21 protein-coding genes and 1 pseudogene are annotated in these 25,017 nt (G+C 66.7%); 8 read left to right on the plus strand and 14 right to left on the minus strand.

Annotation, left to right across the window (positions count from 1 at the left end):
- Positions 1 to 21 precede the first annotated feature (21 nt).
- Positions 22 to 903: a peptidylprolyl isomerase gene (locus G6N46_RS05465; RefSeq protein ID WP_138249064.1), complete on the plus strand. Its 882-nt coding sequence runs from the start codon at positions 22 to 24 to the stop codon at positions 901 to 903.
- Between the two features lie 92 nt (positions 904 to 995).
- On the plus strand, positions 996 to 2,498 hold the full coding sequence (zwf, locus tag G6N46_RS05470; protein ID WP_138249212.1) for a glucose-6-phosphate dehydrogenase: 1,503 nt from the start codon (positions 996 to 998) through the stop codon (positions 2,496 to 2,498).
- Positions 2,499 to 2,501: 3 nt separating this feature from the next.
- Here zwf and G6N46_RS05475 read toward each other — a convergent pair whose 3' ends face one another.
- On the minus strand, positions 2,502 to 3,128 hold the full coding sequence (locus G6N46_RS05475; RefSeq protein WP_234880630.1) for a TetR/AcrR family transcriptional regulator: 627 nt from the start codon (positions 3,126 to 3,128) through the stop codon (positions 2,502 to 2,504).
- A gap of 93 nt (positions 3,129 to 3,221) precedes the next feature.
- Between G6N46_RS05475 and G6N46_RS05480 the strand changes: the two genes are divergently transcribed.
- The 3 genes from G6N46_RS05480 to G6N46_RS05490 are packed head-to-tail and all read left to right on the plus strand — an operon-like array spanning position 3,222 to position 7,323.
- Positions 3,222 to 3,653 carry an MmpS family transport accessory protein gene (locus tag G6N46_RS05480; RefSeq protein ID WP_234880629.1) on the plus strand — a complete coding sequence of 144 codons (432 nt, stop codon included), beginning with the start codon at positions 3,222 to 3,224 and terminating at the stop codon, positions 3,651 to 3,653.
- The gene (locus G6N46_RS05485; RefSeq protein ID WP_138249062.1) at positions 3,650 to 6,499 is read left to right on the plus strand and encodes an MMPL/RND family transporter; all 2,850 of its coding nucleotides are present in this window, start codon (positions 3,650 to 3,652) and stop codon (positions 6,497 to 6,499) included. The genes G6N46_RS05480 and G6N46_RS05485 overlap by 4 nt, the downstream gene beginning before the upstream one ends.
- Complete coding sequence (locus G6N46_RS05490; RefSeq protein ID WP_138249061.1) at positions 6,496 to 7,323, plus strand: thioesterase family protein; 828 nt, start codon at positions 6,496 to 6,498, stop codon at positions 7,321 to 7,323. Before G6N46_RS05485 ends, G6N46_RS05490 begins: the two co-directional genes overlap by 4 nt.
- A 3-nt stretch (positions 7,324 to 7,326) precedes the next feature.
- On the opposite strand, the gene G6N46_RS05495 is transcribed toward G6N46_RS05490, so the two are convergent.
- Entirely contained in the window at positions 7,327 to 7,752 is a 426-nt protein-coding gene (locus G6N46_RS05495) for a tautomerase family protein (RefSeq protein WP_138249060.1), read from the minus strand.
- A gap of 5 nt (positions 7,753 to 7,757) precedes the next feature.
- A complete protein-coding gene (locus G6N46_RS05500) occupies positions 7,758 to 8,459 on the minus strand; it encodes an SDR family oxidoreductase (protein WP_138249059.1) in 702 nt (233 codons plus the stop codon).
- A 92-nt stretch (positions 8,460 to 8,551) separates the two neighbouring features.
- On the opposite strand from G6N46_RS05500, the gene G6N46_RS05505 reads away from it, so the two are divergent.
- Together G6N46_RS05505 and G6N46_RS05510 are read left to right on the plus strand one after the other, a co-directional pair.
- Positions 8,552 to 9,022 carry a winged helix-turn-helix transcriptional regulator gene (locus tag G6N46_RS05505; RefSeq protein ID WP_061000646.1) on the plus strand — a complete coding sequence of 157 codons (471 nt, stop codon included), beginning with the start codon at positions 8,552 to 8,554 and terminating at the stop codon, positions 9,020 to 9,022.
- 53 nt (positions 9,023 to 9,075) lie between these two features.
- A pseudogene (locus G6N46_RS05510) lies at positions 9,076 to 9,899 on the plus strand (thioesterase family protein).
- Here the strand turns inward: G6N46_RS05510 and G6N46_RS05515 are convergent.
- The 9 genes from G6N46_RS05515 to yajC all read right to left on the minus strand — a co-directional run bounded on the left by G6N46_RS05515 (position 9,896) and on the right by yajC (position 22,558).
- Positions 9,896 to 10,774 (minus strand): EspK C-terminal domain-containing protein, encoded by an 879-nt coding sequence (locus G6N46_RS05515; RefSeq protein ID WP_138249058.1) that lies wholly within the window; start codon positions 10,772 to 10,774, stop codon positions 9,896 to 9,898. The pseudogene G6N46_RS05510 and the gene G6N46_RS05515 sit on opposite strands and share 4 nt — an antisense overlap.
- A 1,624-nt stretch (positions 10,775 to 12,398) precedes the next feature.
- Positions 12,399 to 13,520, minus strand: a complete 1,122-nt coding sequence (locus tag G6N46_RS05520; protein ID WP_407665080.1) for an ESX-1 system-associated protein — start codon at positions 13,518 to 13,520, stop codon at positions 12,399 to 12,401.
- 48 nt (positions 13,521 to 13,568) lie between these two features.
- Complete coding sequence (locus G6N46_RS05525) at positions 13,569 to 14,327, minus strand: hypothetical protein (protein ID WP_163692611.1); 759 nt, start codon at positions 14,325 to 14,327, stop codon at positions 13,569 to 13,571.
- A 121-nt stretch (positions 14,328 to 14,448) separates the two neighbouring features.
- Positions 14,449 to 16,734 (minus strand): RelA/SpoT family protein, encoded by a 2,286-nt coding sequence (locus tag G6N46_RS05530; protein ID WP_234880644.1) that lies wholly within the window; start codon positions 16,732 to 16,734, stop codon positions 14,449 to 14,451.
- Between the two features lie 98 nt (positions 16,735 to 16,832).
- Positions 16,833 to 17,357: an adenine phosphoribosyltransferase gene (locus G6N46_RS05535; protein WP_061003134.1), complete on the minus strand. Its 525-nt coding sequence runs from the start codon at positions 17,355 to 17,357 to the stop codon at positions 16,833 to 16,835.
- Complete coding sequence (locus G6N46_RS05540) at positions 17,354 to 19,000, minus strand: ABC transporter substrate-binding protein (protein WP_133426743.1); 1,647 nt, start codon at positions 18,998 to 19,000, stop codon at positions 17,354 to 17,356. Before G6N46_RS05540 ends, G6N46_RS05535 begins: the two co-directional genes overlap by 4 nt.
- Positions 19,001 to 19,006: 6 nt before the next feature.
- On the minus strand, positions 19,007 to 20,257 hold the full coding sequence (secF, locus tag G6N46_RS05545) for a protein translocase subunit SecF (protein ID WP_133426744.1): 1,251 nt from the start codon (positions 20,255 to 20,257) through the stop codon (positions 19,007 to 19,009).
- Between the two features lie 7 nt (positions 20,258 to 20,264).
- Entirely contained in the window at positions 20,265 to 22,142 is a 1,878-nt protein-coding gene (gene secD, locus G6N46_RS05550; RefSeq protein ID WP_133426745.1) for a protein translocase subunit SecD, read from the minus strand.
- 65 nt (positions 22,143 to 22,207) lie between these two features.
- A complete protein-coding gene (yajC, locus tag G6N46_RS05555) occupies positions 22,208 to 22,558 on the minus strand; it encodes a preprotein translocase subunit YajC (protein WP_060999861.1) in 351 nt (116 codons plus the stop codon).
- Positions 22,559 to 22,832: 274 nt separating this feature from the next.
- On the opposite strand from yajC, the gene G6N46_RS05560 reads away from it, so the two are divergent.
- Entirely contained in the window at positions 22,833 to 23,903 is a 1,071-nt protein-coding gene (locus G6N46_RS05560) for a GGDEF domain-containing protein (protein WP_133426746.1), read from the plus strand.
- Here G6N46_RS05560 and G6N46_RS05565 read toward each other — a convergent pair.
- Together G6N46_RS05565 and G6N46_RS05570 are read right to left on the minus strand one after the other, a co-directional pair.
- Positions 23,864 to 24,598 carry a lytic transglycosylase domain-containing protein gene (locus G6N46_RS05565; RefSeq protein WP_133426819.1) on the minus strand — a complete coding sequence of 245 codons (735 nt, stop codon included), beginning with the start codon at positions 24,596 to 24,598 and terminating at the stop codon, positions 23,864 to 23,866. The two genes, G6N46_RS05560 and G6N46_RS05565, sit on opposite strands and share 40 nt — an antisense overlap.
- A gap of 32 nt (positions 24,599 to 24,630) precedes the next feature.
- Positions 24,631 to 25,017: a DUF1304 domain-containing protein gene (locus tag G6N46_RS05570; RefSeq protein WP_060999864.1), complete on the minus strand. Its 387-nt coding sequence runs from the start codon at positions 25,015 to 25,017 to the stop codon at positions 24,631 to 24,633.

Consider the following 25,017-nt stretch of genomic DNA (forward strand, 5'->3'; position numbering starts at 1 on the left):
GTGACAAGGAGGACTTCGGCGGTGCCGACGAACGAACAACGGCGGGAGACCGCCAAGCGCAAGCTGGAACGGCAGTTGGAGCGCCGGGCCGAGAAGGCCCGTAAGCAGCGCATCATGACGATCGCCGCGTCGGTGGTCGCGGTGCTCGCGGTGATCGGCGGCGTCACCTTCGGCGTCATCTACCTGAACAAGGACTCCAAGTCGTCGTCGGCGACGGCCTCGGCGTCGACCGAGAGCTCGACCGCGCCGGCGCAGAACCCGCCCGCCGACGGCAAGCTGCCGCCGTTCGTGGCGCCCGCCGGCCTCGGTGAGAACTGCCAGTACCCGGCGTCGTCGGAGCAGGCCAGCAAGAAGGTCAACCCGCCGCGCACCGGCAAGATCCCCACCACGCCGCCGACGGTGACGGCCAGCATGAGCACCAGCCAGGGCAACTTGGGACTGACGCTGGACAACGCCAAGGCCCCGTGCACCGTCAACAGCTTCGCCAGCCTGGCGCAGCAGGGTTACTTCAACGACACCCCCTGCCACCGGCTCACCAAGGGCGGCCTGGCAGTCCTGCAGTGTGGTGACCCGACCGGCTCCGGCATGGGCGGCCCGGGCTACCAGTTCGCCAACGAGTACCCGACCAACCAGTACCAGCCCGACAGCCCCGCGCTGAGCCAGCCGGTCGTCTACCCGCGCGGCACGCTCGCGATGGCCAACGCCGGCCCGAACACCAACGGCAGCCAGTTCTTCCTGGTCTACCAGGACTCGCAGCTGCCGCCGGGCTACACCGCGTTCGGCACCGTCGACGCCACCGGCCTGGCCACGCTGGACAAGATCGCCCAGAACGGCATCGAGGGCGGCGCCGGCGACGGCAAGCCCGCGCAGCCGGTCACGGTGAAGTACATCCAGTTGGACTGACAGTTCACGAAGAAGGCCCGGTCACCACGGTGACCGGGCCTTCTTCGTGTTAGGCCCTGCACGGACCCGGCAGCGGTGGAATCATGCGCATCGTGGCGAACACCAAACCGCAGACCATCTCGTACCCGGCGCCCGGCTCGCGGCCGAACCGCCACGACGATGTCGCCGTCGACCCTCACGTGATCGTGCTGTTCGGCGCGACCGGCGACCTCGCCAAGCGCAAACTGCTGCCCGGTCTGGCCTATCTGGACCAGTCCGAACTCGCGCCCGACATCCAGATCGTCGGGACCTCGCTGGAGAACCTGACCATCGACGAGTTCCGGGAGCTGGCCAAGGCCGCGATCGATGAATTCGGCAGCCATCATCTGACCGACGAGCAATGGGAGCGGTTCGCCGCGACGCTCACGTACGTGCCGCAGAGCGCCGGGCCGTCGGGGCTGGCGGCAGCGGTGGCCGCCGCCGAGAAGAAGCTGGGCCCGAATGCGCGCCGGCTGCACTATCTTTCGGTGCCGCCGAAGGCCGCGCGGGCCGTGATCGCGACGCTGGACGAGGCCGGGCTGGTCGAGCGCTCCCGGGTCGTCATGGAGAAGCCGTTCGGGACCGATCTGGCCAGCGCGGTCGAGCTGAACAACTTCGTCCACGAGACCTTCGACGAGACACAGATTTTCCGGATCGACCACTTCCTCGGCAAGGAGGCCGCGCAGAACATCCTGGCGTTCCGGTTCGCCAACGGCCTGTTCGAGCCGATCTGGAACCGCAACTTCATCGACCACATCCAGATCGACATTCCCGAGATGCTCGGACTGGACGCCCGCGCCAACTTCTACGAGAGCACCGGTGCCTACAAGGACATGGTCGTCACCCACCTGTTCCAGGTGATGGCCTTCGTGGTGATGGAGCCGCCGACGGCGCTGGAACCGCGCGCCATCAGCGAGGAGAAGAACAAGGTTTTCCGGTCCATGCTGCCGGTCAAGGTGTCCGACGTCGTCCGCGGCCAGTTCACCGGATACCGTGAACTCGAGGGCGTGGCAAGGGATTCCGACACGGAAACGTTCATCGCACTCAAGGTCGGCATCGACAACTGGCGGTGGGCGGGCGTACCGATCTACCTGCGTACGGGCAAGAAGATGGCCGAGGGCATGCGCATCATCTCGATCGCCTTCAAAGAGGCGCCGCGCACCATGTTCCCGTCCGGCTCGGGCGTCGGCTCCCAGGGACCCGACCACCTGACCTTCGACCTGGCCGACAACTCGAAGGTGTCACTGTCGTTCTACGGCAAGCGGCCTGGGCCGGGCATGAAGTTGGAGAAGCTGTCGATGCAGTTCTCCGCCACGGAGGCCGATGGCGCCGATCAGGTGCTGGAGGCCTACGAGCGGTTGATCCTCGACGCCATGCGCGGCGACCACACGCTGTTCACCACCGCCGAGGGCATCGAGTCACTGTGGGCGAATTCGGCTGCGCTGCTGGCAGATCCGCCGCCCGTCAAGAATTACCAGCCCGGCACGTGGGGCCCCAACGCCATCCACCAACTGATCGCCCCCAATGCCTGGCGGCTGCCGTTCGAACGGGGCTGGCGCGAGGCGAAGAAGAAGTAGGGCCTACGGCCGCGACGCCGCGGCCGCCTGCTCGAGCTGCAGGATCGCGGCGTCGACCATGGTCTGAATGATTTCGCAGGTGCTGAAATCGCTCATCCACAAATGCGGGGTGTCGGTGCGGTGCAGCATGGCAACGCCGTGCAGCGCGACCGACAGCGCCGCGGCCACCCGCTGCGCGTCGGGGCCCGGCTCGGAGTCGGGGTCCATACCGCCGGCGGCCAGCAGGCCGCGGGTGACCACCTCGAGAGCCTGGCGTGCCGACGGGGTGATCTCGTCCACCTTGACCATCAGGACGTACCGCAGCGGAAAGCGTTGGGCGAACGCGACATACGCCTGACAGCCGAGCAGCAGGCGCTCACGCCGGGTCTTGCCCGCCGGCACCTGCTCGGCGATGTCCTGACGGACCTGATCCCAGCTCAACTCCGCAACGGCCGCCAGCACGTCCTCACGACTGTCGAAGTGGGCGTACACCGACATGTTGGAGATACCGGCTTCGCGCGCAATGCTGCGCAATGACACCTCGTTCGTGGACTCCGAGGAATCGACGACCCGGATCGCGGCGGCCAGGATCTCGTCGCGCAGGAGCGCGCCTTGTCCTCGCACATTCCGCTGCCGTGTCGAGCCCGCCATGCCTTCACCCTAATCGCCGTCGTGACGAGGTGTGATGGTCGCCACCGCACCGTAACTATACATGCGTATGCATACGGTCGTATGGTGCTGTTCATGAACTGGTTGCTCAAGACCGCGCAGCGCGGCTGGGTGCTGCTGACGGTTGTCGGGGTCGTCACGGTCGGCGGTTTCGTCATCGACCGCTTCCACGGCGTGTTCGGCAGCCAGGATTCCATCGAAACCCGCACGGACAACATCGTTTCCACGATCCCGAAGTACGTGACGTACGAGGTCGACGGACCATCCGACACCACCGGGATGATCAGCTACGTCGACGAGCGGGCCCAGCCGCAACAGGAGCGCTTCACCTCGCTGCCCTGGTCGAAGACCCTGACCACCACGGTGCCGAGCGTGTTCGCCAACCTGGTCGCCCAGGGCGACAGCAGCCGGCTGACCTGCCGCATCACGGTCAATGGCGAGCTGCGTGATCACCAGGCCGCCGACGGCGCCTCGGCGACCACCTTCTGTCTGGTGAAGGCAGCATGAGCGGCCAGCACAGTTCGCGGGGCGGTTATCCCCGCTGGATTCGCATCCTGTCGGTGCCGATCATCCTGATCTGGCTGGCGGCCACCGCCGCCACCAACCTGCTTGTGCCCAAACTCGAAGTCGTCGGCGCGAACAATGCCGTGTCCCTCTCGCCACAGGACGCCCCGTCGGTCATCGCGACCAAGCACATCGGCACCACGTTCGGCGAATTCGACTCCGACAGCGTCCTGATGATCATCATCGAGTCGGACCAGGCGCTGGGCGACACCGCACGGCAGTACTACGGCGATCTGGTTCACCAGCTCGAGCAGGACACCGCGCACATCGAGCACGTGCAGGACTTCTGGGGCGACCGCATCACCTCGGCCGGCTCCGAGAGCGAGGACCACAAGGCCGCTTACGTCCAGGTCAACCTGCGCGGTGACCAGGGCTCCACTCAGGGCGTCGAATCCGTCGACGCGGTGCGGCACATCGTCGACCACAGCCATCCGCCTGCCGGGGTGAAGGCGTTCGTCACCGGCCAGGCCGCCCTGGTCGCCGACACCAACGAGGCCGGCGACAAGAGCATGGTCAAGATGACGGTGGTGACACTCGTCGTCATCGCCGTGATGCTGCTGGTCGTATACCGGTCCCTCGCAACAACTTTCATCGCACTATTGGTCGTGCTGACCGAGATGAGCATGGCCCGCGGACTGGTCGCCGTCCTGGGCAACGCCCAATTGATCAGCCTGTCGACATTCGCCGTCAGTGTGCTGACGGCCCTGGCGATCGCTGCCGGCACCGACTACTGGATCTTCCTGGTCGGCCGCTACCACGAGGCCCGCAATGCCGGCGAGGATCGGGAAACCGCCTACTACTCAACATTTTCCAGCGTCTACCACGTGATCCTGGGTTCCGGGCTGACCATCGCCGGCGCCATGATGTGTCTGTTGTTCACCCGGTTGAACTACTTCAACACCCTGGCGTTGCCGTGCGCGACCGCGATGGCCGTCATTCTGGTCATGGCGCTGACCTTCGCGCCCGCCGTGATGGTCGTCAGCACCCACTTCGGGCTGCTGGACCCCAAGCGCGCCAACAAGTCCCGCGGCTGGCGCAGGGTCGGCACCGCCGTCGTCCGCTGGCCCGGGCCCATCCTGGTCGCGGCGACCGCCGCCGCGCTGGTCGGGGTGCTGGCCCTGCCCGGGTACCGCACCAACTACGACAACCGGTTCTACGTACCGAACGACGTGCCATCCAACATCGGCTACGCGGCTGCCGAAAAGCATTTCACCTCAGCACGAATGAACCCCGACATGCTGATGGTCGAGGCCGACCACGACCTGCGGAACTCCCGCGACATGCTGGTGCTGGACCGGATCGCCAAGAACATCTTCCGGGTACCGGGCATCGCCCGGGTGCAGAGCATCACCCGGCCACTCGGCCCGCCGATGGAACACGGCTCGGTGCCGTTCCAGATCAGCGCCCAGGCCGTTTCGATGAACGAGAACCTGCAGTTCCTCAAGGCCCGTCTCGGCGACGTGCAGACCATGACGGACCACCTCACCTCGATGATCGGCATCATGCGGCACATGCACGACCTCAGCGTGCAACTGGCCGATGCCACGCATGCCGGAGATGTTGCCGCCCAGGACATGTCGGCCACCACCGCCGAGTTGCGTGACCAGATCGCCGACTTCGACGACTTCTTCCGACCGCTGCGGAACTACTTCTACTGGGAGCCGCACTGCTTCGACATTCCGATCTGTCACGCCATGCGTTCGGTGTTCGACGCCACCGACGGCTTCGACCGGCTGGCCGACAACACCAAGGCGCTGGCCGACGCGATGGGCAAGCTCGACGTGGTGACGCCGCAGATCGCCGCCCAGCTGCCGCCGCTGATCAGCCTGTCCACCGACGTCCGCAATCTGATGCAGACCATGCGCAGCACCTTCGACGGCATGGTCACCCAGATGGAGCGCATGACCGACACCGCCGCGGCCATGGGGCAGACGTTCGACGACGCAAAGAACGACGACATGTTCTACCTGCCGCCAGAAGCGTTCAGCAGCCCCGACTTCCAGCGCGGCATGGAGCTGATGCTCTCCCCCGACGGCAAGGCGGCCCGCTTCATCGTCACTCACGATGTGGATCCCGCGACCCTGGAGGGCATTTCGCACGTCGACGCCGAGCTGCAGGCCGCCAAGGAAGCCGTCAAGGGCACGCCGCTGGCCAGTGCGAAGTTCTATCTGGGCGGTACCGCCGCAACCTACAAGGACATCCAGCAGGGCGCGCACTACGACCTGCTGATCGCCGCCCTCGCAGCGATCATCCTGATCTTCGTGGTGATGCTGCTGATCACCAGGGCGCTGGTCGCATCGATCGTCATCGTCGGCACCGTGGTGCTGTCTCTCGCCGCGTCCTTCGGTCTGTCGGTACTCATCTGGCAGTACTTCCTGGGCATCGAGCTGCAGTGGCTGGTGATCGCCATGTCGGTCATCGTGCTACTGGCTGTCGGCTCCGACTACAACCTGCTGGTGGTGTCGCGCTTCAAGGAAGAGATCGGCGCCGGCCTGCGCACCGGGTTGATCCGCGCGACCGGCGCGACGGGTGGCGTCGTCACCGCCGCCGGCCTGGTGTTCGCGTTCACCATGATCTCGATGATCGCGAGCGACCTGCGGTCGGTCGGCCAGATCGGCACGACGATCGGGCTCGGCCTGTTGTTCGACACCTTCGTCGTGCGATCCCTGATCACGCCGTCGATCGCGGCGCTACTCGGGCGCTGGTTCTGGTGGCCGCTGAAAGTCAGGTCCCGCCCCGCCCGCACGAACCGAACTGTAAGCACAACAACTGAATTGGAGATGGCATGAGCATCCACCCGTTCACGGACCTGACCACCGTCACCGCGATCGATTCCGGCGTGTTCGTCGCCAACATCGACGACAGGTGGACCATCGGCCCCAAGGTGCACGGCGGTTGCATGATGGCGCTGTGCGCCGCTGCCGCTCGACGCAGCGTTCCCGATGCCGCCGAGCTGGCTCCCGTTGCGTTGAGCGCCAACTACCTCAACGCACCCGACCCCGGCGAGGTCCAGCTGAGCACCACGATCCGCAAACGTGGCCGGCAGGTGAACCTGGTCGAGGTCGAGCTGTCGCAACGCGGCCGGGGAGCCGTCACGTGCTCGGTCGCCCTCGGTCCGCTCGATGCCAAGCCGCCGCGCCATCAGGTGCCGCTGGATGTCTGCTCGATGGCGGTCGAGCCACCGGCTGATGCGGTGCCCGTCACGCCTGACCATCCTCTCGGGCAGGTCGTCCACGTCGCCCAGGGCTGCGACATGCGACTGGACGCCGCCACGCCGTTCCTCACCGGCGCCGAAGGCGACCCCGTCACCCGGATATGGTTGCGTCCCTTTGCTTCCGACGAAGCCGATCCGGATACGGCCTTGCTCTTCGGACTGATGGCCGGTGACATCACACCGCCGGTCACCATGAATCGCGGGCACTTCGGGTGGACGCCGACGGTCCAGCTGACCACCTACCTGCGCCGCAGGCCCGCACCCGGGTGGCTGCGCGTCATGGCCAGCTCGACCGTCATCGGCGACACCTGGTTCGAGGAGGACCACCTCATCGTCGACGCCAACGGCCAGGTGGTCGTACAGAGCCGGCAGCTGGCGATGCTGCCGTTGGGTTCCTGAGGGTCAGTACGTCGACACCGCGTTCTCTGCTACCCAACGCTTTTCGGCATCGGAGCCCATGGGCGGCGGGATGAGGCCGTCGATCATCCAGAGGTCCTCACTGGTCTCATCGACGTGGAACTCCCAGTGCGGGTTGTCATGCGCTTCCAGGTACGGACTGAGGATCGCCTTGATCCAGTGCGCAATCCGGTGGCGATGGTCTTTGTCGGCAGCCCGACGCGCGATGTGGTCGATGACCACCCGCAGCCCGACGTCGGTCTGCTCACCACCGACATACAGGTCGCCCGAACGGGTTTCGTTGAAGATCACGACAACGTAGAACCGCGGCAGCCCGGCCTTCTCGTAATGATCGGTGATGCTGCGCGCCAGCGCACGCTTGTCCTCAGCGCTGAAGAAATCCGGTGTGTGGTGAATGGTCCACAGCGGCATGCTGTTCAGACCGCCATGGCGAAGGTCAGGTTCTCCACGGGACCGGACAACGCAGACTTCACGCCCACCGACACCTCGTCGGCCAAGACCTCGACCGCGCCGGCCTCGAGACCGTCGATGATGCGTGTCGCGATGTCCACCGCGGTCGTCTTGGGACCGGGGATGTCTGCGACCATGTCGGTCTCGATCAGTCCGGCGTGCACTCCGACCACCTGCGTGCCTTGTCCGGCCAGCTCGCCGCGCAGAGAGTTGGTGACCGACCAGATCGCGGCCTTGGAGGCGCCATACGCCGCACTTCCGGCCACCCACGACAGCACCGAGTGCATGTTGACCACGGCTCCACCGCCGTTCGCCGCCAGGATCGGAGCGAAGGCACGTGCCACCCGCAGCGGCCCGAACACGTTGATGTCGAAAGTCGCTTCGATGTCGTCGAAGCCGCCGGTCAGCAGCGAGCCGGGCAGCAGGATGCCCGCGTTGTTGAAGATGATCTCGGCGTCCGATGCAAGCTCGGCGAACGCGGAAACCGATGCCTCCGAACGTACTTCGAGTTCGACCGGGACCACTTCGGGGCGTTCATCGGTGAACGACGAGCGGCCCGTCGAGTAGATCTTGCGTACTCCCCTGGCCAGCAGCTCGTCGACGAGAGCGGCGCCCAGGCCCCGCCGTCCGCCGGTCACCACAACCACTTTGCCTGCCACTGCGACCATCTGAACACGCTCCCTTGCTGAATAACGATGTCGTTACTAAGATGGAAGCACGGATATCTGAGTAACGCAAGCGTTATCCAAAAGAGGGTGTGATGGAGTTCGAAGAAAGACTGCGCGACCGGCAGTGGTCGGTCGGCAATGCCTGCTCGGTCGCCAAGCTGCTGGACCTGCTCAGCACCAAGACGGTTTTCCTCGCGGTCCGCGAAAGCCTATTCGGCACAACACGATTCGAGGACTTTGTCGAACGGATCGGGACCTCGGCGCCCGCGGTGTCGCGCGCCCTCAAACAACTGGAAGCCTCTGGACTGATGGTTCGGGTGCCGTATCAGGAGCCTGGCAAGCGGGCCCGGGACGAGTACCGACTGACCGCGGCCGGCGAGGATCTGCTGCCGGTGTACCTGGCGATGAGCCAGTGGGGCGACAAGCACCTGCAGAAGGGCGGCCGGGGTCCGCTGTGCTTCGTCGACCGGGAGTCCGGAAATCGGGTTGGCGTGATCGTCACCGATGATCCAAATGCTGCCACTGTTTCCGCAGGTGACATCGAGATCCGGCTGAACCGGTAGTGACCTTTGCCCGTTCCGGAATCAGCAACCCTCACGTAGCCGTTGGAGACGAAATGACTGCGCACCCGTTCACCGACCTCACCACCGTCACCGCGGTGGGCAATGGCGCCTTCACCGCGACCATCGACCCGGTGTGGACCATCGGCCCCAAGGTGCACGGGGGTTGCATGATGGCGGTGTGCGCCGCGGCCGCGCAGCAGGCCATCGGTTCAGACTCCGAGCTGGCACCCGTCGCTGTGAGTGCCAACTACCTGAATGCGCCCGACCCCGGCGAAGTGCAGCTGACGACAACCGTCCGCAAGCATGGGCGCCAGGTCGCCCTGGTCGATGTGCAGCTTTCGCAAAATGGCCGCACGGCGGTCAGCTGCGCCGTCACCCTCGGGCCGCTGGACGCCAAGCCGCCGCGGCACCAGGAGTCGCTCGAGGTGTCCTACCTTCCCGTCGAGCCGCCCGCCGACGCCGTACCGGTGACCGCGGGTCACTCGGTCGGTGCGATCGTCCACGTGGCCCAGGGGTGCGAGTTCCTGCTCGACGCGGCGACGCCGTTCCTCTCCGGCGAGGAGGGCGACCCTGTCAACCGAATGTGGTTGCGGCCCTTCGCCGATGACGAGTCAATCCGGACACCGCCCTACTGTTCGCGTTGATGGCGGGCGACATCACTCCCCCGGTCACCATGAATCAGGGGCACTTCGGCTGGACCCCCACCGTGCAGCTCACCACCTACGTGCGACGGCGGCCGGCGCCGGGCTGGCTGCGGGTGCAGGCCAGCTCGACCGTGGTCGGCGAGACGTGGTTCGAGGAAGACCACGTCATCCTCGACTCGACCGGTCAGGTGGTCGTGCAGAGCCGACAGCTGGCCATGCTGCCGCGCGGTTAGGCGCCCAGTTCCACCAGCTGCGCGTCGCCCTGGATCGTCGAGAACTGTTGCCACCACACCCAATCGGTGATCGCTGCCCGCAGGTCGGCCGCGTACGGCGCGGTGTACGCGCGGTACAGCGCCGCAGACTCCTGCAGGCGGCCGTAGGCGGCCAGCTTCTCCAGGTGTGCCGTCCGGTAGGTCTCGCCCGTCGTCTGCATCAGCGGCCGGATTGATTCCATCCACGCCTTGCCGATGGCCGCAGGGTCCGGCGGGACCAGCTGAACCGGCTGCGGCGGCAACGCCTCATGCAGCTGCGCATCCGGCCACTCCGCAAGCTTCGCGGCCGCCTCGGGAGCGATGACCTCCAAGCGGGTGCGACCCTTCATCAGGCCGTCCGTCGGAATATCCTCGGGCGGAATGACTCTCGTCTGCAGGCTGCCCGCGAACGGTTGCACTTCCTGCTCGGTGCCAATGATCACCTTGAGCGTCTTCTCATGGAAAGTGCACCACGCCTGCAGCGCGACGAACGGCTCGCGGACCCAGCGTCCGCGCTGACCGGCCGGGACGCGCTCGTCAGCGCTGACGAAGATCACCTGCGACGGCAGGCACATGCCGTCCGGAATGAACGACACCCCATAGGAATTCGCGGCGATGATCTCGCCGTCGGTCGTCACGCCGACCGCCCACACGAAGTTCCACGCCATCGGCGGGATCGACGGCGGTGCATGCAACGCCGCGGCGATCCGCTCGGCGAACTGCACATCCGCGTCCGCCGCGGACTTGCGCACCAAACCGGCCCGCGCTGCGGCAGCCATCGCGTCACGCTCGGCGCGTGCCGCCGTCACCGGGATCGGCGCCGCCGCAGCGGCGTTCTGCTGCTGGTTGGTCGACATCGGCGCGACACCTGGACCAGCCGGACCGCCGGCGCCTGCGCCGGGTTGCGCGACGGGCGCGGCCGGAGACGGCGTCGGCGCCGGACCCAACGGGGCGGCCGGCGCTGCGCCGGCCGGAGTACCGGTCGCCGGTGCTGCGGTACTCGCCGATGCCTGCGCGACGGGTGCCGCACCTCCGCCGCCGGTGCCTGTCGCCGCGCCACTTGCGGCCGCCGGAGCGCCTGACCCGGCGCCCGTCTGGGTGGCCGGCTCGGGCGTTGTGAGCGGAACAGCATTCGCCGCTGCGGACAACGGCTGCGTCGGCAGCTGGCCGAAGGGGTTCTTGGGAGTCTGCTGGCCTTGGCCCTGTTGGCCGGTTGGCTGGCCTGTTCCTTGTCCAGCGCCTTGGCCGGTGCCTTGCTGCCCGGAACCCGGACCGCCCGCTGCAGTCGAAGTGCTAGCCGACGTGGCCCCGGGTGCGGGAGAACTAGCGGCGGCTGCCGTGGATTGTGGCGCCCCCGACTGCCCCCTACCCACCAACATTGACGGGCCGCCACTAGCGTTGGCCGTAGAGGAACCGGCCGGGTCTCCGCCGGCAGGCATCGGTGTCTTAACTTCGCCGTGTACGACCTGCTGAAGAGCTCCTTTGCCAGCAGAATCGGAGCCACCGCCTAGCGGTTTTGGCTGCGGGTCCGCAGCAGGTCCAGGTGCCGGCTGAACGCTCCCGGAACCCCCACTATCTGCGCCACCGCCCAAGGGCTTCGACGGCGTGCTTGCACCGGGACCGTTCGGGGGCTGCATTACTCCACTACCGCCGGAGTCCCCACCGCCTCCGAGGCCAGTGCCAGGCCCCTGTGGACCGCCCGGAGGGGCCGGAGCCCCCGCTGGCGCGCCCGGAGCACTAGGGTTCTGAGTGTGCGGCGGAGCAACGGGCATCTCGCCATTCGCTCCAGGTGTACCCGGAGGAACACCTAAGTCTTTCGCCAGCCCGGTCGCGCAGGCAGTTACCGCTTTCATGTTCTCGGCAAGACCTGCAGCCGTCAGTGTCTGGATCGACTTCATGAATGTAACGGCCGTGTTGAAGAACGTATTGGCCCCTAGTGCGTCGCCCGACCGCGCGGCGGCACATCCGGCTGCGAGCATTTGAAGGGCTGCCTTCGCAAATGTTTGGCAGACCTGCTCGGTAGTCTCCGCGGTCTGATTCACCGCATTCTTAGTTTGCACCACTGCGGATTCGGCGCGGAAAACCTTCCTGGCCGCCGCGTAGACAGCTGCGCACGCGTCCCCGTACGAACCAAGAACCCCTTGGGCGGCAGCCTCTGCGAGCCGACCAGCCTCGCCTTCCCAGTCCGACAACTGCATTCGCTGGTGAGCATGGTGCGGGATCACCTCACCATCAAGGCGATCTCCCAATGACATCAACCGAACGGCGATGTCGTTGAGTAGATTCTCATCAACATCCGGGAACGCCGGGCCCTCGACGGTCTTCGGACCGTAATCGCCTGGATGAAATCGCTCAATTGCCATAGTGAATCGTCCTTCGGCCAGAGCAGATCAGAGTGCTCGAATACTCGACGTCGACAATGCCGAGTCGATAGTCAAAGCAAATTACCGGACCAATCTTGAGCATCTGTGTGGTCAACTCTCAACCAGCAGAATATTTGCACGCCTGCGAAACAACACCTGGCGCATACTGGCCAGCTAAATAGACATTCTGATCATTAGCCTGGTACGTCGGCAAAGACTCCACAAACGTTCGCCTATATTGAACACCTAGCTGAATGATGTCTTGAACAATCGGATTCGAGCTTTTGAGCGCCACCTGCTCCAACGCATCTGCAGTCGTCGTCATTACCGGTACTACGGCGTCGGTAAGGGACTTCTGTTCTGGCGACCAGTTGCTCGCCGTCACAGAAGCATCTCCATTCAACCAAACTTTGAAAGAAGGGTTTTGCAGGAGGATGTCAAGTGTTGGCGTCAAATCTGCGCAAACCACGTCGGGTTTATCAAACATCCGAGTTGGGTTGGATAAATCGCCGACTGGAGCAATGACTGCCGGCGGCGAAAGCGGAGGGACCGCAGACACACGTGCGGCGGCGGAACCTGAAGAAATAGCGCTGCAAACGTAGTTGATTACTAGTCCGGCCGTCGAGCCCGCACGAGCCAAATAATCATCTTTTGGCCCATAGTTCGGAATCGCGTCAGCATATTTCCGCGTGTATGCAATGAACTGCCCATAAAGCTCACGCATTACACGATGTGTGGTCATTTTCGCGAGTGGGACGATTTGGTCAGCAGCCTTGCGCATTGCTGCGCCGACCGCCTGATACTGCGCTCGAACCTCAGGTGTCCACGACGACGCAGGGACTGCGGGATCCCTTTGTGCCCATCCCTTGTTCTCTACCTCCACCAGAGTGTTATTGATCGGCCCCCACGGCGCGCATGACGGATCTTCAGTGATGATCCCCACCGGACCCTTGTCGTCGGCGCTCGCCACGTCCGAAGGCGCGGCCGATGTCGTGCCGCCACCACCGTTGCTGTCACCGCTGTTCTTGGTGCACGACACCGCGACTGTGGCCGTCACTGCGATCACCGCGACCAACGAAACCGCCCCGATGGCCCACTTGGCGGCGCCGCCCTTCTTCGGCGGCACGGGCGTCGGCCACGGCTGCTGCGGCGGGCCCCACTGCCCACCCGGGCCAGGCTGACCCGGCCAGCCACCCGGCTGCGGCGGCGGGGGCGCACCCCACGTCGGCGGTTGCGTCACAGATCGCCCTCCCTCAGATACTCAACGCAAAACAGTCAAGACCGAAAACTACACATCAACCGCAGGATTTGCGGCGTGCCGCCCGGACCTCGGCGCAGGCGACGACGGCGGCACCGGCGCTACAGGACCGTTAGACCGTCCAGCGGCCGCGTGCTTCTTGTCGGCCTCGGGGTCCTTCTTTTCCTCGGGCTTCTCGTCCCGCTTCTCCTCGCGGGCCTTCTCATCGCCCGGCTTGCGGTCCTCTGGCTTGAGCTGTTGGCCGGCCGCCCCACCGACTCCGCCAGCACCAGCGCCACCCTCGCCTGGCTTGCCACCGTCCTTGCCGGCTTGACCAGCCAGCTGCTGGACCTGCTGTCCGATCTGCTGGGCCGCCTGCATCGCGGTCTGTGGCACCGAACCCAACGCCTGCATCGCCTGGGCTGGCGCCTGGAAGGCCTGCATCGCCATGCCCATCATCTGGCCGAATTGGCCCATGCCGCCGTCCGCGCCGCCGCCGGCCTTGCCGGCAGCGGATGCGGGATTGAAGTTGTCAGTGGCCTTCTGGATCGTCTGTCCGCCGGCTTCGTCGCCACTCTGATAAGCGCTCCGTGCCGACGACACCTTGCCCGCAAAAGCGTGATCATTGGCGGTCGCCGCCGCGACCTTCTCGTTCGCACCGTCGACCAGTCCTGGCAGGTATGACGAGAGCATCAGACTGACCGGATCGGCCTTTGCGGGGATGTTCGCCCCCTCTGCCGGCGGCACGGAAGCCGCCGACCACGACATGGTCTCCAGGTCGACCTTCAACTCACCGCTCAACGCGTCCACCCCCACATCTGGACAGTCCCGCATCTGAGATTACCCGCACCACCAACCCCAGTCCTGCACCAATCTTGCGCAGCGCTGAGCACGAGTTTGCTCAGATCACGAACCGCAGCAGAAACCAGTGCTAGGCGGCCGAAGTCACGCGGTAGACGTCGTACACGCCTTCGACGTTGCGCACCACGTTCAGCACGTGACCGAGATGCTTCGGATCACCCATTTCAAAAGTGAAGCGGCTGATCGCAACTCGATCGTTGGACGTGGTGACCGATGCCGACAGGATGTTGACCTTCTCGTCGGCCAGCACCCGGGTGACATCGGACAGCAGCCGGTGCCGGTCGAGCGCCTCGACCTGAATGGCAACCAGGAACACCGACGACGGCGACGGGGCCCACTTCACGTCGATGATGCGCTCGGCCTGCTGCTGCAGCGACGCGGCGTTGGTGCAGTCGGTGCGGTGCACGCTGACGCCGCCACCACGGGTCACGAAGCCCATGATGTTGTCACCGGGCACCGGTGTGCAGCACTTGGCGAGTTTGCACAGCACCCCGGGCGCACCCGGAACCGCCACGCCCACATCGTCGTTCGTGCGGCGCCGCACCGGCATGGTAGCCGGCGTCGACCTTTCGGCGATCTCGTCGGCAGCGTCGTCGTCACCGCCGAGGGTGGCCACCAGCCGCTGCACGACGTGCCGCGCCGAGACATGACCCTCGCCAACCGCGGTGTACAGCGCCGAGACGTCCGCGTAGCGCAGTTCGCGCGCGAGCGCGGCCATCGATTCCGCGTTCATCAACCGCTGCAACGGCATTCCGCCGCGGCGCACCTCACGGGCGATGGCGTCCTTGCCGGTCTCCAGCGCTTCTTCACGCCGTTCCTTGGCGAACCACTGGCGAATCTTGGCCTTCGCCCGCGGCGACACCACGAACGTCTGCCAGTCGCGCGACGGGCCGGCATTCTGCGCCTTGGACGTGAAAACCTCAACGACCTCACCGTTTTCGAGCTTGCGCTCGAGCGCGACGAGCCGGCCGTTGACGCGGGCGCCGATGCAGCGGTGCCCGACCTCGGTGTGCACGGCATACGCGAAGTCGACAGGCGTAGAACCGGCCGGCAGCGTGATCACATCACCCTTGGGCGTGAACACGAAGATCTCTTGCACAGCGAGGTCGTAACGCAGCGACTCCAGGAACTCGCCCGGGTCCGCGGCTTCCCGCTGCCAGTCGAGCAGCTGGCGCATCCACGCCATGTCGTCGATCTCGGTCGCGTGGCCGCCGGCGGGTAAGCCGTTGCGGCCCTTGGCTTCCTTGTACCGCCAGTGCGCGGCGATGCCGTACTCGGCGGTGCGGTGCATGTCGATGGTGCGGATCTGCACCTCCAGCGGCTTGCCCTCCGGGCCGACGACCGTCGTGTGCAGCGACTGGTAGACGCCGAACCGCGGCTGCGCGATGTAGTCCTTGAACCGCCCGGCCATGGGCTGCCACAGCGAATGCACGACGCCGACGGCGGCGTAACAGTCCCGGATCTCGTCGCACAGGATGCGGACGCCGACGAGGTCATGGATGTCGTCGAAGTCGCGGCCCTTGACGATCATCTTCTGGTAGATGGACCAGTAGTGCTTGGGCCGGCCTTCGACGGTCGCGTTGATCTTCATGGCCTGCAGCGAATTGGCGATCTCGGCACGCACTTTGGCCAGATAGGTGTCGCGTGACGGCGCCCGGTCGGCCACCAGGCGCACGATCTCCTCGTACCGCTTGGGGTGCAGGATCGCGAAGGACAGGTCCTCGAGCTCCCACTTGACGGTGGCCATACCGAGCCGGTGGGCAAGCGGCGCAATGACTTCCAGCGTCTCGCGGGCCTTGCGGGCCTGCTTCTCGGGCGGCAGGAACCGCATGGTGCGCATGTTGTGCAGCCGGTCGGCGACCTTGATCACCAGCACTCGGGGATCGCGGGCCATGGCGATGATCATCTTGCGGATGGTCTCGGCCTCGGCCGCCGAGCCCAGCACCACCTTGTCCAGCTTGGTGACGCCGTCGACCAGATGACCGACCTCGGTGCCGAACTCCGCGGTGAGGGCCTCGAGCGTGTAGCCGGTGTCCTCGACGGTGTCGTGCAGCAGCGCGGCGACGAGCGTCGTGGTATCCATGCCGAGCTCGGCCAGAATGTTGGCGACGGCCAGCGGATGGGTGATGTACGGATCACCGGACTTGCGCAGCTGCGGCGCGTGCCGCTCCTCGGCGATCTCGTAGGCGCGCTGCAGGATCGCCAGGTCGGCCTTCGGGTAGTACTCGCGGTGCACCGCGACGAGCGGCTCGAGGACCGGGTTGACCAGGCTGCGCTGAGCCGTCATCCGGCGGGCAAGCCGGGCCCGGACCCGGCGGGATGCGCTGACGGTGCCCTTGGCCGACTCCAGTGACACCCCCGGCGGCGGCTCGGGCGGCGCCGACTGGACCTGCGTCACCTTGTCGTCAGCCAACGCCGCACACCTCCTACACCTGGTTTGTCGAGAATAGCTCCTCAGACCACGTACAGGCTGGTGACCGGTAGCGGTTCCAGCACAGCGCGTCCGCCGAGGCCGTCGAGTTCCAGCACGACCGCGGCCGCGGTCACCGTCGCGCCTGCCGCCTGCAGCAGCCGGACCGTCGCAGCAACCGTGCCACCGGTGGCCAGGACGTCGTCTATCACGACAACGCGCCGGCCGGTCAGATCGATCCCATCGGCCGGAATCTCCAGCGTGGCAGTGCCGTACTCCAGCGCGTACGACTGGCTGTGCACCGGCGGCGGCAACTTCCCGCCTTTACGGACCGCGAGCACTCCGGTGCCCAGCCGGGTCGCGACCGCAGCACCCAGCAGGAACCCGCGCGCGTCGATACCGGCGATCAGATCGACACCGTCGGCCACCTCGGCCAGCGCGGCCGTCACCGCCGCCAGCCCGCGTCCGTCGGCGAGCAACGGCGTCAGATCCTTGAACTGGATGCCCGGCTCCGGGAAGTCCGGCACCTCACGGACCAGCTCGGTGAAGAGGGTGTTCAGATCGGTCACTTGCTCCCCCAGCGGTCCATGTTCCAGCCGGCGCCCCACCGCGTGGGGTTGGCGCGCACGAGCGTCAGGTCATTCGTCACCAGCAGGGTCCGCTGCTGGCGGTACAACGGCAGCGTCGGCACATCGCCCCACAGGACGCCGGCGCCCTCCCCGAGCAGGCGCGCCTGCTCCTTGGGGTCGGTGGTCACGGCCAGGGCGGCGATGACGCCGTCGACGCGTTCGTTGGCGTAGCCGGACAGGTCGTTGCCGTTGCCGCCGTGCAGTGCGTACGCATCCACCACCGACGAACCACTCGAGCCGCTGCCTGCCGCGCCCCCGCCACCGGACAGGAGCACGTCGATGTCGTTGGCGCGCAGGCTCTGTGCACCCACAGTCGGCGATGCGACCTCCTGCACGGTGATGCCCGCGGCGGCGCACGATTTGCTGATCGCGCCGACGACCGACGCCAGTCGGGCATCCGGCCCGCGATAGCCGATCCGCACGGTGAGGGGCTGGCCGCCCGCGGCGGCGCGTGCCCCGTCCACGTCGGCGGCCGCGAATTGTCCACTCGCGTCCACATTTTCGGCCACCGCGAGGGAATCGTCCGACGCCGTGTTGAGCCGCGCGTTACTGACCGGGACCCCGACCGCGGCGGCGATGGCGTCCCGCGGCGTACACAGCGCGACCGCACGGCGCGCGCCGGGATCGGCCAGCGCGCCTTGGGCCGCGAAGATCAATTGCTGGATGTCATCCGACGCGCTGTCCTTGCGCACGTAGCTCGATGGCACATCGTCCTTGCCGACCACGCCGGCGGCGATGTCGACGACCTCGACCTTGCCCGACTTGATCCGGCTCGCGATATCGGCGCCCCGCGGCGCCACCGTGATCTTGCCGATCACCGGCTTGGCGCCCCACCATTTGTCGTTGGCCGCCAACGTGATCGAGCCGTCCTTGGCCACCGACGCGAGCTTGTAGGGGCCGGCCGAGGGGAACTTCTTGAGGTCCGCGTCGGGCTTCAGTTCCCAGGTGGTGTTCCAGGCTTCGGCGATCTTGTCGATGGTGGGCCCGTCGGCGCTCTGCAGCGCCTTGGTCACGCCGCCGTCGCCGAGCCCGAGCGTGTCATCCAGCACGTGCGCCGGCAGCATCGAGGTCGCCGCGAACAGCTGTCCGTAGTCGGTGATGTCGCGGTCGCGAACGAACGTCACCCGGGCTCGTTTCTGGCCGGGGGTGCAGTCGACGACCGCGACGTCGCTGTATCCGGCGCGGCTGGCCGCGTCGAACGCCGGGTACTGCCCCGACTGCGCGGCCCAGGCCAGCACCATGTCGTCACACGTCACCGGCTTGCCGTCGGAGTAGACGGCGCTGTCGTTGATCTTGTAGTCGAGCGTCAGCGGGGCCCGGCCCATCACCGAAACGGTGCCGAAGTCGCGGTCGGCGACCACCTGCCCGTCGGGCCCGCGATAGTTGAACCCCGTCTGCACGCGCGAAAAGGCTTGCGGCGCACCCGAAGCCGCGCCGACGACCGACGCGGTGTTGTAGGTGGGCAGCGCGCCGTCGACGATGTAGTCGACGGCGTCGGCCGAGCTGTCACAACCGGACAGGCCGAAACCGGCCACCAACATCACCGCACCGGCCAAGGCGGTTCGGCGGAACCGGGCGGGCATCGAGGACTAGCCCCGGGTGCGCTTACCCGACGGCTTACCGGTGGGCCGCAACGGCTTGGCCCCCGGCGCCGGCTTCTCCGGCGCGTCCACCGCACCGACCGTCACCTCGTCGCCGCCGGTGACCCCGCGCTCGATCGACGACTTACGGCGGTTGAGCACCCGGCGGGTGTGGTTCTTCACCAGGTCGGTGCGCTCGCGCATCGACACCAGCAGCGGCGTGGCGAAGAAGATCGACGAGTAGGTGCCGACGATGACACCGACCAGCTGGACCAACGCCAGGTCCTTCAGGGTGCCGACACCCAGCAGCCACACGGCGACCACCATCAGCGAGATGATCGGCAGCGCCGAGATGAGGCTGGTGTTGATGGACCGCATGAAGGTCTGGTTGACGGCCAGGTTGGCCTGCTCGGCGAACGTCCGCCGGGTGGTGTGCTCGAAGCCGTGGGTGTTCTCCTCGACCTTGTCGAACACGATGACGGTGTCGTAGAGCGAGAAGCCGAGAATCGTCAGGAGGCCGATGACGGTGGCCGGCGTGACCTCGAACCCGACGAGCGAGTAGACACCCGCCGTGCTGATCAGGTCGAAGGCCAGCGACGCCAGGGCCGCGAGTGCCATGTAGCGCTCGTAGCGAATGGTGATGTAGATCGAGACGATGACGATGAACACCACCAGCGCGATGAGCGCCTTCTTGGTGATCTGATCGCCCCAGGTCGACGACACCGCCGAATCGCTGATGACGGCCTTGGACGCCTTGCCGTCCTCACCCTTGGGCTGGAACGCGTCGAACAACGCGTTGCGCACCTTCTCGGTGTCCGCCGTCGACAGGGTCTCCGTGCGGATTTGCAGGGTGGCCGAGTCACCGTTGCCGACGCGCACGACCGACTCCGGGGCATGGCCGAGCGCCTTGTTGAAGACGTCCTCGACAGCCTGCGGCGTGGCGGTGGTGGAAACGCCCGCCACGGGCATCGCGATCTTGGTTCCACCCTCGAAATCGATACCGAAGTTGAAACCACGGACCAGGATGCTGGCGATCATGACCAGCATGATCACGCCGCTGATCGCGTACCACATGCGGCGCTTGCCGATGACTTCGAAGGCGCCGGTACCGGTGTAGAGCCGGACGAAGAATCCGTGTTGCGGCAGGCTTCCGCTCTGCTCGGCGGCGGTGGTCTGCTCGATCTCGGTGGCCGAATCTTCTTCGGCCGCAGCCGATTCGGTCAGCTCGAGATCGGTGTCGTCAGTTGAATGCTTCGACATGTCGGTGTTACCCCTGTCCCGTCAGGCTGGCCGCTCGCCGCTCGCGCGCAATCTGCTGCACGGCGCCGAGACCGTTGTACGCAGGCTTGGCCATCCGAGCCGACTTGGAGGCCAGGAAGACCAGCGGCCACGTCACCAGGAACACCACCACGATGTCGAGGATCGTGGTCAGACCCAGGGTGAACGCAAAGCCCTTCACCTGGCCGACAGCCAGGATGTAGAGCACCAGGGCGGCCAGGAAGGTGACCGCGTTACCCGAGACGATGGTCTTGCGGGCCCGGGCCCAACCACGCGGCACCGCCGAGCGGAAACTGCGACCCTCCCGGATCTCGTCCTTGATGCGTTCGAAGAACACCACGAACGAGTCGGCGGTCGTGCCGATACCGATGATCAGACCCGCGATACCGGCCAGGTCGAGCGTGTAGTTGATGTACCTGCCCAGGAGCACCAGGATCGCGAACACCATGGCGCCGGACGCGATCAGCGACAGCGCGGTCAGGATGCCCAGGACCCGGTAGTAGGCCAGCGAGTACAGCAGCACCAGCCCGAGGCCGATCAGACCGGCCCACAGACCCGCCCGCAGCGACGTCAGGCCCAGCGTGGCCGACACCGTCTCGGCCTCCGACGACTCGAACGACAGCGGCAGCGAGCCGTACTTCAGGACGTTGGCCAGGTCTTTTGCCGTCGAGGCGTTGAAGTGGCCGGTGATCTGCGTACGGCCGCCCGGGATCGCCTCCTGGATGGCCGGCGCGCTGACGACCTGCGAGTCGAGAACGAACGCGGTCTGGGTGCCGATGTTGGCCGCGGTGAAGGTGGCCCAGACGTCGGCGGCCTTCTCCTTGAACGTGACATCGACGACGTACTCGCCCTGCTGCTGGTTCAGGCCCGACGACGCGTCCTTGATCTCGTCACCGCTGATGATCGACTTGTCCAGCAGGTAGACCTCTTTGTGGTCCTTCGAGCAGGTCACGAGCGGCAGGTTCGGATCGTCGTTGCCGGCCAGCACGTCCTGCTGGTCGCAGCGGGTGGCCTGGAACTGCAGTGCCAGCAGCTGAATCTGCGGCTGCGTGCTCTGCCGGAGGGCCTTCTCGTCGGCGATGCGCTGGGCCAGTTCGGCCTTGGGTCCCTGCGGTCCCGGCGCGGGCGCGGGGGCGCCCGGTGCGGGCGCACCCGGTGCGGGCGCGGCGGGGGCACCCGGTTCCGGTGCACCCGGGGCGGCGGGTGCCGGCGGCGCCGGCGTGGCCGAGGTGTCCGACGGCGCCGGGGTCGGCTCCTCCGGGAACGGCCGCGGCTGCGGGGCCGGGGCGGGCGCCGGCGCGGTGGAGGCCGGGTGCGCGGGCATGCCGGGCGTCGGCGGGGTGATCGGGGCCTCGGGCTCGGCCGGGGCGATCAGCGGCGGCATACCGGGCATACCAGGCAGGCCGGGCATGCCACCGGGTGCGCCGGGCATCCCACCGGGAGCCGGCGCTGCCGGTGCGGCGGGCTTGGCGGGCTGGGCGCCCTGCGCCGGGATGACGTGCACGACGGGCCGGATGTACAGGCGCGCGGTCTGGCCCAGGTTGCGGGCCTCGCTGCCGTCCTGGCCGGGCACGGTGATGATCAGGTTCGAACCGTCGATCACGACCTCAGAACCCGAGACACCGAGGCCGTTCACACGGGCGCCGATGATCTCCTGGGCCTGGATCAGCGACTCGCGGGTCGGCGTCGAGCCGTCAGGGGTACGTGCAGTCAGGGTGACCCGGGTACCGCCCTGCAGGTCGATGCCCAGCTTGGGCTTGGCCTGCTTGTCGCCGGTGAGAAACACCAGAAGGTAGGCGCCGACCAACAGCGCCAGGAACAACGACAAATAGCGGTATGGGTGCACCGGCGCCGAAGACGATGCCACGGTTCTAGGGTCTCCTTGAGATCGGTACGTCAGCCCCGCAAAGGGTACGTGTTGGTGCGGGAATGTCAGCCTTCGGTCTTCGGCGTGCCTTCTTCGGCGACAGCCGAGGTCGGACCTTCAGCGGCGGACGCCGCAGTCAGGTCGTCAGCGGCCTCGGTCTCGGGCTCGATGCGGTCGCGCACGGCCAGCTTCATCCAGGTCGTGATGACGCCGGGGGCGATCTCCAGATCCACGTTGTCGTCGTCGATCCGGGCGATGGTGGCCTGCAGACCGGACGTGGTGTGCACGCGGTCGCCGACCTTCAGCGAGTTGTGCAGGTCGATCGTGGCCTGCATCTGCTTCCGCTGCCGCCGCGACGCGAAGAACATGAAGGCACCCATGACCAGGAGCAGCGGCAGGAAGACGACCAAATCCATGACAGCGAAAATCTTTCGTTCTGTTGAGTCTGTGAACAGGCAAGCGGGCCGGACCAGCCGTACGCCGTGCCGCGGTAGTGACCAGTGTGCCATCTAGGGCGTCAACGCCGACCACCCACACCGCGCGCGATTCGGTGGCCCACTATGCGGGACAAGCCACTAGCAACTATTTTCACAAAAGTAAGATGGGAATTTCATGCGGATAAGCATCCATCCCGTGCAAATCAGTTAACAGTGCGCTAGCTTTTCCCGGGCGTAAGGGAGGTACGGGACGGTGGCCTGGCAGCGGATTCGACAGTGGTGGCACCGGCCCGACCACTATGAATGGCTGTCCGCCTACATCGAGAACCGTGGCCTTCAGCCCTACACCCGCATCGTCGTCGGGCTGGTCGTGCTCAGTGGCGGCATGGTCGGCCTCGCAACGATCTGGAGTCCATCCGGTCCGGCGACCGTCTTCTCGGTCGCGGTACCGGTCGTCGCCGGCGTCGTCGCCATCGCGTGCTCGCTCGTCTGGCTGACGCGCTGGCCGCGGCGCCGCCAGTCCACGGTGATCGTGATCCTGCTCGACTTCTGTATCGCCGGCGTGTGCCTGGTGCAGCGGGATCCGAAAGCGGCGGCCCTGGGCGGCTTCGTCTTCGCGCTGCTGGCCGCGTACGTGGCGTCCTTCCACACACCGAAGTACCTGGCCTCGGTCGCGGTGACCGCCATCGCGACGGCGGCGGTCTGCGGCGTGCGGCTGGCGGCACAGGGTGATCCGCAACTGGCTGTCGCCGTGTTCGTCGGGCTCGTCGCCAATACGCTGCTGCTCCCGCTCGCCGTGCATGTGCTGGTGATGATGCTGGGCGACGACTCCGCCGTGGCCCACCTCGACCCCCTGACACAGCTGCCGAATCGCCGGGGTTTCGAGCAGGCGATCCGCCCGATGCTCACGGGCCCGCGCGCCGAATCCGAGATCAGCGTCATCCTCCTGGACCTCGACGACTTCAAACGCATCAACGACACCCTCGGGCACGCGGCCGGCGACCGGGTCCTGATGGACGTCGCCGGGGTCATCATGAATGCCCTGCCCAAAGGCGCGGTGGCGGCCCGGATCGGCGGCGAGGAGTTCGTCATCGCCATCCGCGGCAACCAGGCCGGCGCCCTTCGATTCTCAGAACGACTACGCCGGAACATCGCCACGAAGCCGTGGCACATGACAGCGAGTTTCGGCATCGCCCACGCGCCGGCCGGCAGCAGGCCGGTCATGGATCAGCTGCTGGCCTCTGCCGATCACGCCATGTACGTCGCCAAACGAGCCGGCGGGGATCAGGTCAGCAGCACGTCACCCGACGTGGTCCGGAAGTAGACCTGCCACTGGTAGTAACCCGCGAACGCGGCGGGATCAGCGGCCAGCACCGCCGCATAGTCGTTGACGGCGCGGACATACGCGCCGGAATGGTTGTAGTGATGGATGGCGCCATCACGGTCGGCGGCGAAACCGTTGGCCGCCAGGTAGCGGCCGGCGGCGAGAATCGAATCCCGCGGCGAGCGGATGTCACCGGAGCCGTAGGCGGCGAACGTCGACGGCAGGAACTGCATGGGTCCCTGCGCCCCCGCCGTGCTGTCGCCGTTGATCCGGCCGAACCGCGACTCGATGAGGTTGATCGCCGCCAGGTAGGTCCAGTCGACCCCGGATGCCGCCTGCGCCTCGCGGTAGTAGCCGAGCAGTTCGTCGGCGGGCGCCGGCGGCTGGATGGTCCACGACGGCAGAGTGTCCCGCGGGGGCGTCATCCCGAACAGCTGACGGCCGGCGTCGACGTTGTGGCCGTACGCCGCGGCCAACGCCGGCGGAATCCGCGGCGCGATGACCGCATCCCACTCCGGATGCCTGGCGATCTCGCGATAGGCCACCTGCTGCCGGTGCGCGGCATCGATCAATGCGGGCTCCGGCGTCGCCGGATCGCGCACGGCCTGCTCGTCGGCGACGAGCGTGTCGGCGAGTTGTACCGGGTCCGGGCCCGGGTCCGCGGCGGAGACGCCGCCCCCGGTGAAAGTCAGCACGACAGCGGCAACGACGGTCGCGCAGCGGCGAATCACCCCAGGGATCCGATCAGCAACGCGGCGATGCCCAGCACCGGGAGGATGCCCTGCGTGATGGCCGCACGTGCCTTCTCCGGTGACGACAGCAGCAGCACCAGCGCCGCTGCGGCCATCGACCCGATGCCGGCGAAGATCAGCGCCAGCCCGACCGCCTTGCACCCCGAGACGAGTGCCGCGATGCCGACGCCCGTGACGATGGCCAGGAACAGGTTGTAGAACCCCTGATTGAAGGCCAGCTCCTTGGTGTCCGCCGCCTGTTGCTCGGTGAGCCCGAAGGTGGCCCTGGTCCGCGGCGAGGTCCAGGTGAGCGACTCCATCACGAAGATGTACACGTGCAGCAGCGCGGCGAGGCCGGCAACGATCAATCCTGCGGTCAGCAT

Origin of the sequence: Mycolicibacterium phocaicum (assembly GCF_010731115.1) — a bacterium.
GTDB lineage: Bacteria > Actinomycetota > Actinomycetes > Mycobacteriales > Mycobacteriaceae > Mycobacterium > Mycobacterium phocaicum.